The 16,600-nt window shown below is 74.0% G+C and carries 18 protein-coding genes; 5 read left to right on the plus strand and 13 right to left on the minus strand.

The genetic code is table 11. The features are described 5' to 3' along the window. Positions 1-177: 177 nt before the first annotated feature. On the minus strand, positions 178-1,368 hold the full coding sequence (locus ACQP6G_RS02070; protein ID WP_429762503.1) for an amidohydrolase: 1,191 nt from the start codon (positions 1,366-1,368) through the stop codon (positions 178-180). Then, the gene (locus ACQP6G_RS02075) at positions 1,365-2,498 is read right to left on the minus strand and encodes a mannose-1-phosphate guanylyltransferase (RefSeq protein ID WP_429762504.1); all 1,134 of its coding nucleotides are present in this window, start codon (positions 2,496-2,498) and stop codon (positions 1,365-1,367) included. Before ACQP6G_RS02075 ends, ACQP6G_RS02070 begins: the two co-directional genes overlap by 4 nt. 179 nt (positions 2,499-2,677) lie before the next feature. On the opposite strand from ACQP6G_RS02075, the gene sdhC reads away from it, so the two are divergent. The 4 genes from sdhC to ACQP6G_RS02095 are packed head-to-tail and all read left to right on the plus strand — an operon-like array spanning position 2,678 to position 6,144. Beyond that, complete coding sequence (gene sdhC, locus ACQP6G_RS02080; protein ID WP_429762505.1) at positions 2,678-3,061, plus strand: succinate dehydrogenase, cytochrome b556 subunit; 384 nt, start codon at positions 2,678-2,680, stop codon at positions 3,059-3,061. Continuing rightward, a complete protein-coding gene (locus ACQP6G_RS02085; RefSeq protein WP_429762506.1) occupies positions 3,061-3,525 on the plus strand; it encodes a succinate dehydrogenase hydrophobic membrane anchor subunit in 465 nt (154 codons plus the stop codon). Before sdhC ends, ACQP6G_RS02085 begins: the two co-directional genes overlap by 1 nt. 16 nt (positions 3,526-3,541) lie before the next feature. After that, the gene (gene sdhA / locus ACQP6G_RS02090) at positions 3,542-5,377 is read left to right on the plus strand and encodes a succinate dehydrogenase flavoprotein subunit (protein ID WP_429762507.1); all 1,836 of its coding nucleotides are present in this window, start codon (positions 3,542-3,544) and stop codon (positions 5,375-5,377) included. Further along, positions 5,377-6,144 (plus strand): succinate dehydrogenase iron-sulfur subunit, encoded by a 768-nt coding sequence (locus ACQP6G_RS02095; protein ID WP_429762508.1) that lies wholly within the window; start codon positions 5,377-5,379, stop codon positions 6,142-6,144. Before sdhA ends, ACQP6G_RS02095 begins: the two co-directional genes overlap by 1 nt. Here ACQP6G_RS02095 and ACQP6G_RS02100 read toward each other — a convergent pair. From ACQP6G_RS02100 to sigE, 7 genes are all read right to left on the minus strand, one after another. Continuing rightward, on the minus strand, positions 6,128-7,213 hold the full coding sequence (locus ACQP6G_RS02100; protein WP_429762509.1) for a YihY/virulence factor BrkB family protein: 1,086 nt from the start codon (positions 7,211-7,213) through the stop codon (positions 6,128-6,130). The genes ACQP6G_RS02095 and ACQP6G_RS02100 overlap by 17 nt on opposite strands. A 9-nt stretch (positions 7,214-7,222) precedes the next feature. After that, positions 7,223-7,777, minus strand: coding sequence for a 2'-5' RNA ligase family protein (locus ACQP6G_RS02105; protein WP_429762510.1), 555 nt, complete (start codon positions 7,775-7,777; stop codon positions 7,223-7,225). Continuing rightward, positions 7,774-8,841 carry a tryptophan--tRNA ligase gene (gene trpS, locus ACQP6G_RS02110; RefSeq protein WP_429762511.1) on the minus strand — a complete coding sequence of 356 codons (1,068 nt, stop codon included), beginning with the start codon at positions 8,839-8,841 and terminating at the stop codon, positions 7,774-7,776. The genes ACQP6G_RS02105 and trpS overlap by 4 nt, the downstream gene beginning before the upstream one ends. A 61-nt stretch (positions 8,842-8,902) precedes the next feature. Beyond that, complete coding sequence (locus ACQP6G_RS02115; protein WP_429762512.1) at positions 8,903-9,286, minus strand: twin-arginine translocase TatA/TatE family subunit; 384 nt, start codon at positions 9,284-9,286, stop codon at positions 8,903-8,905. A gap of 9 nt (positions 9,287-9,295) precedes the next feature. Continuing rightward, positions 9,296-10,633 (minus strand): S1C family serine protease, encoded by a 1,338-nt coding sequence (locus ACQP6G_RS02120; RefSeq protein WP_429762513.1) that lies wholly within the window; start codon positions 10,631-10,633, stop codon positions 9,296-9,298. Further along, positions 10,630-11,673: a zf-HC2 domain-containing protein gene (locus ACQP6G_RS02125; protein ID WP_429762514.1), complete on the minus strand. Its 1,044-nt coding sequence runs from the start codon at positions 11,671-11,673 to the stop codon at positions 10,630-10,632. The genes ACQP6G_RS02120 and ACQP6G_RS02125 overlap by 4 nt, the downstream gene beginning before the upstream one ends. Continuing rightward, positions 11,670-12,311: an RNA polymerase sigma factor SigE gene (gene sigE, locus ACQP6G_RS02130; RefSeq protein WP_429762516.1), complete on the minus strand. Its 642-nt coding sequence runs from the start codon at positions 12,309-12,311 to the stop codon at positions 11,670-11,672. The genes ACQP6G_RS02125 and sigE overlap by 4 nt, the downstream gene beginning before the upstream one ends. Positions 12,312-12,502: 191 nt before the next feature. Here sigE and ACQP6G_RS02135 point away from each other — a divergent pair, with 191 nt between their 5' ends. Continuing rightward, positions 12,503-13,075: an O-methyltransferase gene (locus tag ACQP6G_RS02135; protein ID WP_429762517.1), complete on the plus strand. Its 573-nt coding sequence runs from the start codon at positions 12,503-12,505 to the stop codon at positions 13,073-13,075. 65 nt (positions 13,076-13,140) lie between these two features. On the opposite strand, the gene ACQP6G_RS02140 is transcribed toward ACQP6G_RS02135, so the two are convergent. From ACQP6G_RS02140 to dapE, 4 genes are all read right to left on the minus strand, one after another. Continuing rightward, on the minus strand, positions 13,141-13,308 hold the full coding sequence (locus ACQP6G_RS02140) for a DUF3117 domain-containing protein (RefSeq protein ID WP_111249454.1): 168 nt from the start codon (positions 13,306-13,308) through the stop codon (positions 13,141-13,143). 183 nt (positions 13,309-13,491) lie between these two features. Then, a complete protein-coding gene (gene folP, locus ACQP6G_RS02145) occupies positions 13,492-14,475 on the minus strand; it encodes a dihydropteroate synthase (protein WP_429762518.1) in 984 nt (327 codons plus the stop codon). Then, complete coding sequence (locus tag ACQP6G_RS02150; RefSeq protein ID WP_429762519.1) at positions 14,472-15,353, minus strand: LOG family protein; 882 nt, start codon at positions 15,351-15,353, stop codon at positions 14,472-14,474. The genes folP and ACQP6G_RS02150 overlap by 4 nt, the downstream gene beginning before the upstream one ends. Then, positions 15,350-16,576, minus strand: a complete 1,227-nt coding sequence (dapE, locus tag ACQP6G_RS02155; RefSeq protein ID WP_429762692.1) for a succinyl-diaminopimelate desuccinylase — start codon at positions 16,574-16,576, stop codon at positions 15,350-15,352. The genes ACQP6G_RS02150 and dapE overlap by 4 nt, the downstream gene beginning before the upstream one ends. Between the last annotated feature and the right edge of the window lie 24 nt (positions 16,577-16,600).

Raw genomic sequence — 16,600 nt, forward strand, 5'->3', positions numbered from 1 at the left:
GCTCCTGTCGATCGTTCGTCGGGCCAGGGTCGTCCGGCCCGTCACCGACCGAAGCCTAGCCATCGGTGCCCACGCCGAGAACCGCAGGCGACAAAGCCGCAGGAGTCGTTACCGAAGCGGTATCGACGCCCCCGGTCACCGGGGCTTCCCGCAACACGCCGGTCACTTTCCGGCGTCTCACGGCTGCAGCGCGAAACGTCCCAGCAATCGGGCACCGACGGCGATCGCCCGCTCGTCCACGACGAGGTCGCCCTGGTGGATGTCGTAGCGCCGCTCCCCCGGGGTCCCGGTGCCGAGGCGCGCCATCGCGCCCGGCACCTTGGTGAGGTACCAGGCGAAGTCCTCGCCGCCGAGCGACTGCTCGGTGAGCACGACGCCCTCGGGGCCGAGCACCGCGGTCCCCGCCGCCTCGAGCGCGCCCGTCACGGCCGCGTCGTTGTCCACGGGCGGGACGCCGCGCGCGTGCCGCACGGTCACGTCCACCTCGTACGGCGCCACGACCTGCTCCACCGCGTCGTGCAGCACCTGCCCGGCACGCTCCCACGCGCGCACGTCGAGGCAGCGCAGCGTGCCGGCGACCGTGCCGGTCGCCGGGATCGCGTTGTGCACGTTGCCCGCGTGCACGGCGCCCCACGTGAGGTTCACGCCCGAGCGCGGGTCCAGCCGGCGGCCCAGCACGGCGGGCACCTGCGTGATGACCTGACCCAGGGCGTACACGACGTCGCCCGTGAGGTGCGGGCGGGAGGTGTGCCCGCCCGAGGACGACAGGGTGACCGTGACGCTGTCGGAGGCCGAGGTGATCGGCCCGATGCGGGTGCCGACCTGCCCGACGTCCAGCTTGGGCTCGCAGTGCACCGCCGCGATGCGGTCGACGCCGTCGAGCGCGCCCTGGGCGACGACGTCGTGCGCGCCGCCGGGCATGATCTCCTCGGCCGGCTGGAACACGAGCCGGACGCCGCGCTCGAGCAGGCCCTCGGAGTGCAGCGCGGCGAGCGCCAGGCCGGCGCCCAGCACCACGGTGGTGTGCACGTCGTGCCCGCAGGCGTGCGCCACGCCCGGCACCACCGAGCGGAACGGCAGGCCGCACGAGTCGTCGAGGGGCAGCGCGTCGATGTCCGCGCGCAGCGCCACCCGGCCCAGGCCGTCGGGCGACCGGTCGGGGCCGACGTCGCAGACCAGGCCGGTGCCCTCGAGCAGCCTCGGGGCGAGGCCGGCGGCGCGCAGCCGGTCGGCCACGAGCGCCGTGGTGCGGACCTCCTGCCGGCCGAGCTCGGGGTGCGCGTGCACGTCGCGCCGGATCGCCACCAGCTCGTCCTCGAGCGCCGTGACGATCTCGTCCAGCCGCGCCCCGGCCTCGCGGGCGCTCACAGGACGTCCTCGCGGCCGTGGGTACGCATCGCGTCGACCATGTCCTTGACCTGCTGCGCGCGGGCGCGGGTGGTCACGAGGAGCGCGTCCGGGGTGTCGACCACGACGACGTCGTCGATGCCGAGCAGCGCGACCACACGGTCGCCGCCGGGCACGACGACCGAGCCGGCCGACTGGACCCGCACGACGTCGGCCGGGTCGCCCAGCACCTTGGAGCCGCCCTCGTCGTCCGACGGCAGGAGCGCGGCGAGCGAGTTGAAGTCGCCGACGTCGTCCCACCCGAACGTGCCGGGCACGACGGCGACGCCGCCCTCGGCCGCGACGGGCTCCGCGACGGCGTGGTCGATCGCGATCTTCTCGAGGCCGGGCCACACCCGGGCGACCACGGGCGCACGGTCGGGCGTGTCCCAGGCGGCGGCGATCTCCCGCAGCCCGTCGTGCAGGGCGGGGCGGTGCGTCGCGAGGTGGCCCAGGAGCACGGAGCTGCGGGCCACGAAGATGCCGGCGTTCCAGCGGTACTCGCCGGACGCCACGTACTCGCGGGCCGTCGCGGCGTCGGGCTTCTCCGTGAAGCCGCGCACGTGCAGGGCGCTCGGCGCGCCCTCGACGCCGAGCGGCTCGCCGCTGCGCACGTAGCCGAACGCCACGGACGGGCGCGAGGCGGCGATGCCGATGGTCGCGACGTAGCCGGCGCGCGCGGCCGCGACCGCCTCCCGCACCGCGGCGTCGAACGACGCCGCGCCGGACACCACCTGGTCCGCGGCGAACGAGCCCACGACGACGTCGCCGTGCCGTCGCTCCAGCACGGCCGCGGCCAGCCCGATGGCCGCCATCGAGTCGCGCGGGGAGGGCTCGGCGAGCACGGCGTCCTCGGCCAGCTCGGGCAGCTGCTCGCGCGCGGCCGCGACGTGCGGCTCACCGGTGACGAGCACGACCCCGCCGCCGGCGAGCGGACGCAGCCGGTCGACCGTGCCCTGCAGCAGCGTGCGGCCCGCGCCGGTGAGGTCGTGCAGGAACTTCGGCGCGCCCGCGCGGGAGAGCGGCCACAGCCGGGTGCCGGCGCCCCCGGCGGGGATCACGGCGTAGAACCCGGGGACCGGTGAACGGGAGGGGTGCGCCGCAGTGCTCATCCCCGCAGCATAAGCGTGCTGACGACGCGGCCGTCGGCGACGTCAACCCTGTGGAATAGGTCACGAAAGGCACCGGACCGTCCCGGTTTGCCGGACCTCGTGTGCCGTGAGACGACCGGATGTCACTACAGTGACCGTGAACGGAATCCACACAGAATCCGCCAACGGAGGCTCCCCCCGTGCCTACAGCACCTGCTGGCACGCTCTACCGCGGCCGTGAAGGCATGTGGTCCTGGGTCGCGCATCGCGTGACCGGCGTGCTCATCTTCTTCTTCCTCCTCGTGCACATCCTGGACACGGCTCTCGTCCGGGTGTCGCCCGAGGCCTACAACGCCGTCATCGGGACGTACCAGACGCCGATCATGGGACTCGGGGAGGCCGGCCTCGTCGCCGCGATCGTCTTCCACGCGTTCAACGGCATCCGCGTGATCCTCGTCGACTTCTGGGCCAAGGGCCCGAAGTACCAGAGGACGATGCTCTGGGTCGTCGTCGGCCTGTTCGTCGTGACCATGGCCGGCTTCCTGCCGCGGCACCTGATGAACGTCTTCGGAGGTGGGCACTGATGGCCTCGACCCAGACCCCGTCCGCCATCGCGGCCCCGCGGTCCCCCTACGCCCGCCGCAGGACGACCCGCGGCAACTACGAGCTGTACAGCTGGGTCTTCATGCGGGCGTCCGGCGTCGTGCTGGTCGTGCTGATCTTCGGCCACCTCTTCGTCAACCTCATGGTGGGCGAGGGCGTGCACGCGATCGACTTCGCCTTCGTCGGCGGCAAGTGGTCCAGCCCCTTCTGGCAGGTCTGGGACCTGCTGATGCTGTGGCTCGCGATGATCCACGGGACCAACGGCGTGCGGACCATCATCAACGACTACGCCCAGAAGGACTCCACCCGCGGCGTGCTCAAGGTGCTGCTGTACCTGGCGTTCACGATCGTGGTCGTGCTCGGCACCCTCGTGATCTTCACGTTCAACCCCTGCCCGCCGGGCGCCCCGGCCGAGCTCCTGCCGTCGATCTGCTTCTCGAACTAAGGACAGGCACCCCCCGATGCAGACACATCAGTACGACGTCGTCATCGTCGGCGCAGGCGGCGCCGGCATGCGCGCGGCGCTCGAGGCCTCCGGCGAGGCCCGCACCGCGGTGATCTCGAAGCTCTACCCCACCCGCTCCCACACCGGTGCCGCCCAGGGCGGCATGGCGGCGGCCCTCGCGAACGTCGAGGAGGACAACTGGGAGTGGCACACGTTCGACACCGTCAAGGGCGGTGACTACCTGGTCGACCAGGACGCGGCGGAGATCCTCGCGAAGGAGGCCATCGACTCGGTCCTCGACCTGGAGAAGATGGGCCTGCCGTTCAACCGCACGCCCGAGGGCCGCATCGACCAGCGCCGGTTCGGCGGGCACACCCGCGAGCACGGCCAGGCGGCCGTGCGCCGCGCCTGCTACGCCGCGGACCGCACCGGCCACATGATCCTGCAGACGCTGTACCAGAACTGCGTGAAGCAGAACGTCGAGTTCTACAACGAGTTCTACGTGCTGGACCTGCTCACGGACCACGACCTCACCACCGAGCAGATCGAGGACGGTGCCGAGGTCAACGCGACCGGCGTCGTCGCCTACGACCTGGCCAGCGGCGAGATCCACGTGTTCCAGGCGAAGGCGATCATCTTCGCCACCGGCGGCGCGGGCAAGATCTTCAAGACGACGTCGAACGCGCACACCCTCACGGGCGACGGCATGGCGCTGGCGTACCGCCGCGGCCTGCCGCTGGAGGACATGGAGTTCTTCCAGTTCCACCCGACGGGCCTCGCGGGCCTCGGGATCCTCCTGTCGGAGGCGGCGCGCGGCGAGGGCGGCATCCTGCGCAACTCCGACGGCGAGCGCTTCATGGAGCGCTACGCCCCCACCATCAAGGACCTCGCGCCGCGCGACATCGTCGCCCGCTCGATGGCCAACGAGGTGCGCGAGGGCCGCGGCGCCGGCCCGAACAAGGACTACGTGCTGCTCGACCTGACGCACCTGGAGCCCGCGCACATCGACGCCAAGCTCCCGGACATCACCGAGTTCGCCCGCACGTACCTCGGCATCGAGCCGTACACCGAGCCCGTGCCCGTCTACCCCACGGCGCACTACGCGATGGGCGGCGTGCCGACCAACATCCAGGGCGAGGTGCTGCGCGACAGCCACAACGTCGTCAAGGGCCTCTACGCGGCCGGCGAGGTCGCGTGCGTGTCCGTGCACGGCTCGAACCGCCTCGGCACCAACTCGCTGCTCGACATCAACGTCTTCGGCAAGCGCGCCGGCCGCTCCGCCGCCGCGTACGCGAAGACGGCGGGCCCGCACCGGGAGCTCCCGGAGAACCCGACCGCCCGCGTCGAGGCGCAGCTCGCCGAGATGCGCGACCGCCCCGACGGCGAGCGCGTCGCGGACGTCCGCAAGGCGCTGCAGGAGACCATGGACGCGAACGCCCAGGTGTTCCGCACCGGCGACTCCCTCAACGAGGCGCTGGCGGAGATCCGGGAGCTGCAGAAGCGGTACCGGAACGTCTCCGTCCAGGACAAGGGCAAGCTGTTCAACACGGACCTGCTCGAGGCGATCGAGCTCGGCTTCCTGCTGGACATCGCCGAGGTGACCGTCGTCGCCGCCCTCAACCGCAAGGAGTCGCGCGGCGGGCACTACCGGGAGGACTACCCGGACCGCGACGACGCCAACTACATGCTGCACACGATGGCGTACCGCCGTCCGACGTCGGCTCCCGACGCCGGCGACGGCCACGTCCCGGGCTACTTCGACCACGTCGAGGACTTCGGGGACTACAAGGTCGTCCTGGGGTCCAAGCCCGTCATCCAGACCCGGTACGAGCCCATGGAGCGGAAGTACTGATGACTGCTGTACTCGAGAACCCCGCCACCGAGCCGAAGGCCGGTGCCGTCCCCAGCTTCGAGGTCACGCTCCGCATCCGGCGGTACAACCCCGAGTCGGAGCACGGCGAGGAGTCGACCTGGGACGACTTCACGGTCCAGGTGCACGGCACGGACCGCGTCCTCGACGCGCTGCACATGATCAAGTGGGAGCAGGACGGGTCGCTGACCTTCCGCCGCTCCTGCGCGCACGGGGTCTGCGGCTCCGACGCCATGCGGATCAACGGCCGCAACCGGCTCGCCTGCAAGACGCTCCTCAAGGACGTCAACCCGGACAAGCCGATCACGGTCGAGCCCATCAAGGGCCTGCCCGTGGTCAAGGACCTCGTCGTGGACATGGAGCCGTTCTTCGCCTCCTACCGCGAGATCATGCCGTTCCTCATCACCTCGGGGAACGAGCCGACGCGCGAGCGCCTGCAGTCTGCCGAGGACCGCGAGCGCTTCGACGACACCACCAAGTGCATCCTGTGCGCCGCGTGCACGTCGTCCTGCCCCGTGTTCTGGACCGACGGCCAGTACTTCGGCCCGGCCGCGATCGTCAACGCGCACCGGTTCATCTTCGACAGCCGCGACGAGGGCGCCACGCAGCGCCTGGAGATCCTCAACGACAAGGAGGGCGTGTGGCGCTGCCGCACGACCTTCAACTGCACCGAGGCCTGCCCGCGCGGCATCGAGGTCACCAAGGCGATCCAGGAGGTCAAGCGCGCGATGATCACGCGCGCGTTCTGACCCCCGGCCCGTTCCTCTGGCCGACCCTGCGGACGCTGGACATCCGCAGGGCGTAGGAGCCCCGTCGTACCCCGCGGACGACGGGGCTCCACGGCTTTCCGGAGCCCTGCCCCCGGCGCACCACGCGCTCGATCTCCGCGGCGTCGCGGCGCGCGGCGACCTCCGCCTCGGCGTAGGCGATCTCGTCCAGCCGGGGCGGGTCGTACACCCAGGCGCACACCAGCAGCAGCACCCGGGCCACGAAGTTCACGAGCACCAGCACCGTCACCAGGCCGGCGAACGCCGCCAGCAGCGCGTTGCGCGACGCGCCCGCGGCCACCACGGACGTGCCCAGCCAGCGCAGCCCGCCGGCGACCACGCCCGCCGCGAGGCAGCCCAGGACGAAGTCCCGCCGCTTGCGGGGCCGGACGCGGGCGACCACGCGGACGATGAGGTAGACGAGGAGCGCGTCGAGGAGGATCCCCACGGCGGCCGTCCCGATCGCGGTGAGCTGGGCGACGAGGAAGTTGCTGCCGAACAGGTCCTCGACCCGCCGGCTCACGGTCCGCGAGACGATGCTCGCGGCCGCGGACGCGACGACCATCCCGCCGAGGATGACGAAGCCGAGCAGCTCCCAGATCTTCGACAGCACGGGGCTGACGCCGACGACGGGCTGGTCGAACATCGAGCGCACCGAGATCCGCAGGGCGCGCATGAACCCGATCGCCGTCCAGAGGAACACCACGGTGGCGGTCACGCTGTACCAGGTGATCACGCTGGGCAGCACCAGCTCCGACGGCTGGATGACGTACTTGGAGCCCTCGCCCACGAGCCCGGGCAGCCAGGTGTTGATCTGCTCGAACACCGCGTCCTGGAGCTCGGGCCGGTCGGCGAGCGTGCGTGAGAACACCGTGAAGCCGATCGTCAGCGCCGCGAAGAGCGAGAAGATCGCGGTGTAGGCGATGCCGCCGCACAGGAGGGCGCCGCGACGGTCGACGTACCAGTACCACGACCGCACCGGCCGCAGGCTCTTGAACCACTGGTACGCGACGAGGGACCGGCTCTTCGCCTGTTCGAGTCGGTCGTTCACACCGCGACCCTAGGGAGCGGGGTGCTCCCCCGCGAGCCGGAACGAACGTTGCGGTCGCCACACGCCGTCGTCGCCGTGCTCGTACTGCCAGAGCCGGTCCACCTCGAAGACGCCGTCGAAGTCCGCCATCTCGACGAAGGCGCGGTCCAGGTCGGCCTCGGCGACCTCGTGCGCGACGGTGACGTGCGGGTGGTAGTTGAACCGCAGCTCCTGGGCCAGCACGCCCGAGCGGGCGGCGGTCTCGAGCTGCTCGCACTCCGCGATGCCCTCGGCGAGGGCCACGAACACCACCGGCGAGATCGGGCGGAAGGTGCCGGCCCCGCGCAGGTGCACCCGGAACGGGGCGGTCTCCGACGCGACCTTCTCGAGGTGCTCGACCACCGCGTCCAGCACGGACTCGTCGACGACCGTGGGGCCGATCACCGTGATGTGCGGCGGGATGGCGTGGGCCAGCGGGTCGCCGAGCGAGGCACGGGCCTCCTGGAGCCGCGAGCCGAACGGCTCGGGCACCGCGATGGCGACGCCGATCCGCACCTGGGCCGGGCCGCGGTCGGGGAGGTTCACCGGGCGCCCCGGGGCAGCAGGCCGAACCGGTCGTAGACGCGGTCGAGCACCGGGCGCGCGATGTCCCGCGCGCGCTCGGCGCCGTCGGCGAGCACCTTGTCGAGCTGCGCCGGGTCGGACAGGTAGGTCTGCGCCCGCGCCTGGAACGGCTCGAGGAACGCGACGACGGCGTCGGCGAGGTCCACCTTCAGGTAGCCGTAGCCGCGGCCGTCGTACTCGGCGGCGATCTCGTCGACGCCGCGGCCGGTGACGGCCGAGAAGATCGTGAGCAGGTTCGAGATCCCCGGCTTGGCCGCGGGGTCGTAGCGCACCCCGTACGTCTCGTCGGCGTCCGTGACGGCCGACTTGATGGCCTTGACGGCCTTCTTCGGGTCCTCGAGCAGCCAGACGACACCCTTGCCGCCCGCGTTCGACTTGCTCATCTTCGCCGTCGGCTCCTGGAGGTCCTGGATCTTCGCCACGGCCTTGACGATGTGCGCCTCGGGGACGACGGCGGTGCCCTCGCCGAAGCGCGCGTTCAGCCGCTCGGCCAGGTCGCGGGTGAGCTCGAGGTGCTGGCGCTGGTCCTCGCCGACCGGCACGAGCGCCGTGTCGTACAGGAGGATGTCCGCGGCCATCAGCACGGGGTAGGTGAACAGGCCCACCGTGGTGCCCTCGGAGCCCTGCTTCGCGGACTTGTCCTTGAACTGGGTCATGCGCCCGGCCTCGCCGAAACCGGTCTGGCAGGACAGGAGCCACGCCAGCTCCGCGTGCTCGGCCACGTGCGACTGCACGAACAGGATCGACCGCTCGGGGTCGATGCCGCCGGCCAGGTACTGGGCGGCGGTGCGGCGGGTGCGCTCACGCAGCGCCGCCGGGTCCGGGTTCACCGTCAGGGCGTGGAGGTCGACGACGCAGTACAGCGCCTCGTGGCCGTCCTGGAGCGCCACCCACTGGGCGAGCGCGCCCAGGTAGTTCCCGAGGTGCAGCGATCCGTCGGTCGGCTGCATGCCGGAGAAGATGCGGGGCAGTCCCGGCGCGGACGCTCCGCGCTGGAGGGACGGTGAGGTGGCGACGTCGGACATGCCGTCCATTGTGGCAGGTCGGCCGGACCGCTCGGAAACTCGTCCGCCCCGGCCCGACGGGCTACGTGGCCTCGTCGTCGAACGGGGCGGGCACGGCGGCGCGGCGCTCGTCGGAGGAGCTGGTGGCGGCGGCGGTCGCGGTGCCGCCCGCCGCCGCTGCGGCGCGGGGCGCGGGGGCAGGACCGTCGTCGTCGTCGTCCATGAGCGCGTCGCGCACGATGCGACGGGGGTCGTACTGGCGCGGGTCGAGCTTGGACCAGTCGACGTCCTTGAACTCCGGCCCCAGCTCGGTGTCCACGCGCGCCTTGGTGTCCTGCAGCAGGCGCTTGCCGCGCTTCACGAGCGAGGCCAGCTGGGCGGCATACCCGGGGAGGCGCTCGGGCCCGATGAGCAGGACGGCGAGCACCACGATGATGATGAGCTCACCGCCGTTGATGTCGAACACGCGGACAGCCTATTCGCTCTCGCGCTCCTGCAGCACCACCCGGACGTCGCGCTCCTCGCCGTCGGTGCGCACGCGCAGCGTCACCGCGTCCCCGGGCTGGCGGGCGCGGATCGCCACGATGAGGGCGTCGCTCACGGTCACGGGCCGGCCGTCGATCTCCAGGATGACGTCGCCGGGGCGGATGCCGGCCCGGTCGGCCGGGCCGTCAGGGGTGACGGCCGGCTGGCCCTGCTGGGGCCCGGACGAGACCTGCACACCCTCTCCGGTGTACGTGGTGTCGAGCAGCGCCCCGATCACCGGGTACGTCGCGTGGCCCGACTCGATGAGCTGCTCGGCGGTGTGCCGCGCCTGGGACGCGGGGATCGCGAAGCCGAGGCCGATGCTGCCGGTGGCGGACATCGCGCCCGGCGGCTGCGCGATCGCCGAGTTGATCCCGACCACCTCGCCGCCCGAGTCGATCAGCGGGCCGCCCGAGTTGCCCGGGTTGATCGCCGCGTCGGTCTGGATGGCGTCGATGAACGCCGTCGCCGCGCCTCCCCCGGTCTCGTCCCCCGCCTGCACCGGCCGGTGCAGGGCGCTGACGATGCCGGTCGTCACCGTGGAGTCCAGGCCCAACGGGGCGCCGACGGCGAGCACGGGGTCGCCGACCACCACGGCGTCGGAGTCCCCGAGGACCAGCGGCTCCAGGCCGTCGGCGTCCACCTTCACCACGGCCAGGTCGTAGTCCGCGGTGCGGCCCACCACCTCGGCGTCGCGCTTGCGGCCGTCCGCGAAGACCACGACCGCCGAGCCCCCCGCGGCCGCCGCAGGGGCGACCACATGGTTGTTCGTGAGGATGTACCCGTCCTCGCGCAGCACGAAGCCCGACCCGCTGGACGCCCCGTTCGCGCCCTGCACCTGGATCGAGACGACGCTCGGCAGCACGTCGGCGGCGAGCGCCGCGACGGAGCCGTCCGACCGGTCCGCGCCGGCGGACGCCCCGGCGGCCGTGCCCTCGTCCGCGTCCTGCCCGCCCGACGTCGGCAGCGCCGCGTCCGCGGGCCTCCCGTCGTCCAGGGCGTCCGACACGCGGTCCCCCGCGAAGCCGCCGACGGCACCCGCGACGAGGGCCAGCACCACGACCGCCGCCGCCCCCGGGCGGCGACGGCGCGCCGGCCGCGCGGGAGGCGCCGTCTCCGGCACCGCCGCGGTCGGCGGCTCGATGTCGGCCGGTGCCGGCACCGCCGACACCGTGGCAGGGAACAGGGTCGCCGCCGGCGGCGGCACGTACGGGTCGGGCTCCGGCGCGCGGGCCGGAGGCTCGGGCGGCGCGAACAGGTCGTCGGCGGGGCGGGACGGTTCGGTCATCGGCGCCAGACGGCTCCTGTCATCGCTCCGGACATCGCGTCGGACATGGCGCCGGACATCGCACCGGTCATGATGGTCCAGCCGCGGGAGATCTCGCGCAGCACGCCCGCGTCGTCCCCTTCGGCGGAGCCCGGGAACGCCGCCACGATCTCGGCGAGCGCGTCGGCGTCGACGTCGGTCGCCACGTCGACGACGGTGTCCCCCGACTGCCAGGCCACGTGCCACGGATCGGCGGAGAGCACCCGCACGTCGTGGCCGCGGACGGCGAGCCCGCCCGCCGACCCGTCGGCGGCCCCGTCGATGGTGCCGGCGGCGGCCGTGCCCAGGTCCGCGAGCCGACCCTGCCGCAGGCACGCGACGGCGCTGCCGTCCGGCCCGGACAGGTCCAGCTCGACGGCCGCCGCGTCCGAGCCGCCGGCGCCGGCGCAGCCGTCCGTGCGCAGCGCGGTCACGGCGTACCCCTCGGGCAGCGCGGCGGGCGCGGACCAGCCGTGGTCGGCCAGCCAGGTGAGTGCGTCGGCGGTGGCCGCGCGGCCGGCCGCCACGTCGTGCCCGCCCGGCTCGGCGTCCGCCAGCAGCGTCAGCGCCGCGACCCGCGACGGGTCCGGGGTCACCACGGGGGCCTGCCCCAGCACGAACAGCGCGACGCCGAGCACGCCGACGCCGCCCGCCCCCGCGGCGACCAGCCGCCGGGTCCGGTGCCGCCGTCGGGAACCCAGGTCGCCCGACAGGGACGGCTCCCACGCCCGGGGACGCTCCCAGTCCGCGGACCGGCCGCGGTCGCGCAGCGGGTCGCCGGTCGTCGACGGGATGGACGCCGACAGCGCGAGCAGGCGGTTCGTGAGCTCCGGGTCGGGCGCGACGTCGCAGGCTGCCGCGAGCGCGCGGTGCGCGGCCCGGGCCGCGTCGAGCTCGGTCGCGCACCGGGGGCAGCCCGCGACGTGCGCGAGCGCGCGCTCGGTCGCCGCGGCGTCGAGCTGGCCGTCGGCCAGGTCGCTCACCCAGGCCCCGAGGTGCCCGGACCCGGCGTACCCCGTCACGACGCCGCCCCGCCGTTCGCGTCCCGCGCGGTCACCTCCGCGCGCCGGTGCTCCAGCGCGTCGCGGAGCTGCGCACGGGCGCGGTGGATGCGGGAGCGGACCGTGCCGAGCTTGATGCCCAGGGTGACGGCGATCTCCTCGTAGCTGAGGCCCTCGATGTCGCACAGGACGACCGCGGCGCGGTACTCGGGGCGCAGCGCGTCGAGCGCGGCCTGCACGTCGTGGTCCAGGTTCGCGTGCTCGAACCCGCGCTCGGGGCGACCGTGGTCCTCGGGGGCGGCGACGCGGGCGGCGTCGTCGCCCATCGCCTCCATGCGGATGCGCTTCTTGCGCCGCACCTGGTCGAGGAACAGGTTCGTCGTGATGCGGTGCAGCCAACCCTCGAACGTGCCCGGGGTGTAGCTGGAGAGCGACCGGAACACGCGCAGGAACGTCTCCTGGGTGAGGTCCTCGGCGTCCTGCCGGTTGCCGCTCAGCCGGTACGCGAGCCGGTACACGCGCGCCGAGTGCTCGCGCACGATCTCGTCCCACGTCGGGGGCGTCCATGCCGGCGCTGACGCGGCGTCCTCGGGCGCGCCGAAGGTCGCCTCGGCGGGGGCCTCGGGCACGTCCTGCACGGGAGCGGGGTCGGTCGTCATCATCACCATCGTCCCACGGCAACGTCCGGGCGCGCCGCGGCGTTCCCGCGTACGATCACCGCAGCATCACCCGCGCCGGCCGTCCGCCGGCGACCCCGCCGTGGAGGACCGCCATCACCACCGACGTCGACGCCCGCAGCGGTCGCACCGCAGCCTGGGCCTACAGCGAGTCCTTCGTCCCCGAGGACGAGGTGCTGCTCCGTGCCCGCGAGCGCGCGGCGGAGCTCGGCTGCGGGGCCGTCTCCCCCGGCACGGGGGCGCTGCTGCAGGTCGTGGCCGCGGCGCTCGGCGCGCGGGCCGTCGTGGAGGTCGGCACGGGCACCGGCGTCGCCGCCCTCTGGCTCCTGCGCGGCATGCCCGCCGACGGCGTGCTCACGACCATCGACGCCGAGCTCGAGCACCAGCGCGCCGCGAAGCGGGCCTTCGCCGAGGCCGGGGTCGCGCCGGGGCGCACCCGGGCCATCCCCGGCCGGCCCGCCGACGTCCTGCCCCGGCTCACCGACGGCGCGTACGACCTCGTGCTCGTCGGGGCGGAGCCGCACTCCTATCCCGAGTACGTCGAGGCCGGCCTGCGGCTGCTGCGCCCCGGCGGCGTCCTCGCCGTCGACGGCGCGCTCCACGGCGGGCGCGTGCCCGATCCTGCGCGGCGCGACGAGGTGACCACCGTGGTGCGCGACGTCGGGCGGGCGTTGCGCTCCGACGACCGGGTGCTGTCCGCCCTGGCCCCGTCGGGGGACGGACTGCTCCTCGCCGTACGGCAGTGAGACACCGCGGGCGCCGGGCGACCTCGTCGCCCGGCGCCCGCCGTCCTGCTCCTACCGCGCCGTCGTCACGCGACGACGGCCTGGAGTGCCTCACCCAGCTCGGTCGCCTCGGTGGCGTTCAGCTCCACGACCAGACGGCCGCCACCCTCGAGCGGGACCCGCATGACGATGCCGCGTCCTTCCTTGGTGACCTCCAGCGGCCCGTCGCCCGTCCGCGGCTTCATCGCAGCCATCTGTGGCTCTCCATTCCGTTGTCCGGTTCCTCGGCCTGCCCCCTGCCCGCTGCCCGCCGGTCGGCGGGGGCGAGACGAGGCGCGCCCCACCATTCTAGGTCAGAACCCACCCCTGACTTCCACACCCCGGACGTCAGGGGTCGACTGGCGAGACCCGGCCCGGCCCGGCCAGGTCAGGCGGCCTCAGGCGAGGCCGCGCAGCGCCGCAGCGGGCGGGGCCTCGTCGCGGACGGCGGCGACCAGGTCGAGCACGCGCCGCGTGGCGACGACGTCGTGGGCGCGGAAGACGGTGGCGCCCTGCCATGCCGCGAGCGCGGTGGCCGCGAGGGTGCCCTCCAGCCGGTCGTCGGGGGCCAGCCCCAGCGTCTCCCCGACGAAGTCCTTGCGGCTGAGCGCCATGAGCAGCGGGTAGCCGAGCCCCGCGAGCGCGGCGGTGCGGCGCAGGAGGTGCAGCGACTGCCAGGTGTTCTTGCCGAAGTCGTGCGTGGGGTCCACGAGCACCGACCGTGGCGGGACGCCGCAGGCGACGGCCCGCGCGGCGGCCGCGCGCAGCGTCGCGACGACGTCGTCCAGGACGCCGTCGCGCGGGTCGGCGGCCTCCCCCGGCCCGGCCTGGTCGACGGACGGGTGGTCGACGGGCGGGTACTCGACGCGGTACGGGTCGGTGCGCGGCACCGCCCCGCCGGTGTGGGAGCACACGACCCCGACCCCCGCCGCGCCGGCCACCTCCACGAGCGCGGGGTCGTGCCCCGCCCAGGTGTCGTTGACGAGGTCCGCCCCGACGGCGACGACCTCGCGGGCGACGCCGGAGCGCCACGTGTCGACCGACACCAGCAGGTCGGGCAGCTCCTCGCGCACCCGCGCGACGAACGGGACCACGCGGCCGATCTCCTCCGCCTCGTCGACGTCCGGGCCGACGCCGGCGCGCACCCCGCCGACGTCGAGGATCTGCGCGCCGTCCGCCCAGGCCTGGTGCGCCGCGTCGAGCGCGGCGCCGTCGTCGGGCCGCCGGGCCGGGGCGTAGAAGGAGTCCGTGGTGCGGTTGACGATCGCCATCACCACGGGCCGCAGCACCCCGTCGGGGCCGCGGCCGACCTCCCGCCCGCGCAGCACCAGCGGGGTCCCCGCCGCCGGGACGCCGGCCGGGGACGGGGCGTCGGTCGTCACGAGGCGTCGGCCGCCTCGCCCGCGTCGTCAGCCGCGTCCCGCTGGTCCTCGACGAGCTCGTCCAACGCCTCGCGCTCCGAGGCGGCGAGGGCCCGCCCGCGCTCGATCACGTACCGCACGGCCTCCTCCGGCGAGTCCGTGAGGTGCAGCAGGTCGAGGTCGGCCCGGCCGATCATCCCGCGGTCCGCCACGGCGGTGCGCAGCCACTCCAGCAGCCCGCCCCAGTAGTCGGAGCCGACCAGCACGATCGGGAACTCGGTCACCTTGTGGGTCTGCACGAGCGTGAGGGCCTCGAACAGCTCGTCGAAGGTGCCGAAGCCGCCCGGCAGCACGATGAAGCCCTGCGCGTACTTGACGAACATCGTCTTGCGGGCGAAGAAGTAGCGGAAGTTCACGCCCAGGTTCACGAACTCGTTCATGCCCTGCTCGAAGGGCAGCTCGATGCCGAGCCCGATGGACGTGCCGCCCGCGTGGTGCGCCCCCTCGTTGGCCGCCGCCATGATCCCCGGGCCGCCGCCCGTCATCACCGCGTAGCCGGCCTCGGCGAGCAGCCGCCCGACCTCGACGGCGAGCGCGTGGTCGGGGTGGTCGGGGGACGTCCGGGCCGACCCGAACACCGACACCGCGGGGCCCACCTCGGCGAGGGCGCCGAAGCCCTCGACGAACTCCGACTGGATCCGCATCACGCGCCACGGGTCGGAGTGCACCCAGTCGGAGTCGCCGCCGCCGGAGAGGAGCCTCTGGTCGGTGGTCTGGGCCGGGATCTCCTTGCCCCGCAGCAGCACGGGCCCCTTGCGGTAGCCCTTGCCCTTCTCGGGCACCCCGTCGTCGCCGCGCTCGGGTCCGTGGGCGCTGGGGGAGGTCGTCGCTCGCGTCATGACTCGAGACTATCCACGCCACCCGCGGGCCCGCCGAGCAGCCAGCCGCGCAGGGCGTCGCGACCCACCGCGAGCCGGGCCACGGGCAGGCGCTCGTCGTCCTTGTGCGCCAGCACGGGGTCCCCCGGGCCGAAGTTCACGGCGGGGATGCCGAGCTCGGCGAACCGCGCGACGTCGGTCCAGCCGTACTTGGGCGTCGGCGCGGTACCGGTCGCGGCCTGGACGGCCGCGGCGAAGTCCGCCACGAGCGGGTCGTCGAGGCCCGGCCGGGCCCCGGGGGCGGCGTCCGTGACGACCACCTCGAAGCCCTCGAAGAGCTCGCGCACGTGCGCCTCCGCCTCGGCGACGCCCTGCGACGGGGCGAAGCGGTAGTTCACCGTGACGGTGCAGGCGTCCGGCACCACGTTGCCCGCGATGCCGCCGCGGATGCCGACGGCGCCCAGGCTCTCGCGGTACACCAGCCCGTCCACCTCGACCTCGCGCGCCTCGTAGGCGGCGAGCCGTTCGAGCACCGGCGCCGCCGCGTGGATCGCGTTCACCCCGGCCCAGGCGCGCGCCGAGTGCGCGGCGACGCCGTGGGTGCGGACCTCGACGCGCAGCGTCCCGTTGCAGCCGCCCTCGATGCCGTTGTTGCTCGACTCGCCCAGGATCGCGACGTCCCCCTCGAGCGCCTCCGGGTGGTTCCGCACCAGACGGCCCAGCCCGCTGAGCGACGCCTCGACCTCCTCGTGGTCGTAGAAGACGTACGTGACGTCGTGGGCGGGCTCGCTGCCCGCGCGACCCAGCTCGACGGCGAGCGCGAGCATGATCGCCACGCCGCCCTTCATGTCCACGGTGCCGCGGCCCCACATCTCGACGGTCCCGTCCGCGGCCGCCTGGAGGCGCGTGGGGAGGTTCGGCGGGTCGGTCAGCGGCACGGTGTCCAGGTGGCCCGCGAGCACCACGCGTCGGGCGCGGCCGAGGCGGGTGCGGGCGACGAGGGCGTCGCCGTCGCGCAGCACGTCGAGGTGGGGCTGGGCGCGCAGCACCCGCTCGACGGCGTCCGCGAGCGCGGCCTCGTCGCCGGAGACCGACGGGACGTCGCAGATCGCGGCCAGCAGGTCCACGAGGTCCGACGTCGCGACCGTCTCCGGGTCGAGCAGGGCGTCCAGGCGGGCGTCCGCGCGGGGGCCGGGGTGGGGGTCGCGAGAAGGGGGTGTGCTGTCCGTGGTCACGCGCACCATCGTGGCAGACGCGCCGACTACGCT

It is taken from the genome of Isoptericola nanjingensis (genome assembly GCF_050311635.1).
Lineage (GTDB): Bacteria > Actinomycetota > Actinomycetes > Actinomycetales > Cellulomonadaceae > Isoptericola > Isoptericola nanjingensis.

Coding starts and splice junctions, on each gene's coding strand:
- ACQP6G_RS02075 (WP_429762504.1), bottom strand. CDS start 2,498: ATGAGCACTGCGGCGCACCCCTCCCGTTCACCGGTCCCCGGGTTCTAC.
- ACQP6G_RS02085 (WP_429762506.1), top strand. CDS start 3,061: ATGGCCTCGACCCAGACCCCGTCCGCCATCGCGGCCCCGCGGTCCCCC.
- sdhA (WP_429762507.1), top strand. CDS start 3,542: ATGCAGACACATCAGTACGACGTCGTCATCGTCGGCGCAGGCGGCGCC.
- ACQP6G_RS02095 (WP_429762508.1), top strand. CDS start 5,377: ATGACTGCTGTACTCGAGAACCCCGCCACCGAGCCGAAGGCCGGTGCC.
- trpS (WP_429762511.1), bottom strand. CDS start 8,841: ATGTCCGACGTCGCCACCTCACCGTCCCTCCAGCGCGGAGCGTCCGCG.
- ACQP6G_RS02120 (WP_429762513.1), bottom strand. CDS start 10,633: ATGACCGAACCGTCCCGCCCCGCCGACGACCTGTTCGCGCCGCCCGAG.
- sigE (WP_429762516.1), bottom strand. CDS start 12,311: ATGACGACCGACCCCGCTCCCGTGCAGGACGTGCCCGAGGCCCCCGCC.
- ACQP6G_RS02140 (WP_111249454.1), bottom strand. CDS start 13,308: ATGGCTGCGATGAAGCCGCGGACGGGCGACGGGCCGCTGGAGGTCACC.
- ACQP6G_RS02150 (WP_429762519.1), bottom strand. CDS start 15,353: ATGACGCGAGCGACGACCTCCCCCAGCGCCCACGGACCCGAGCGCGGC.
- dapE (WP_429762692.1), bottom strand. CDS start 16,576: ATGGTGCGCGTGACCACGGACAGCACACCCCCTTCTCGCGACCCCCAC.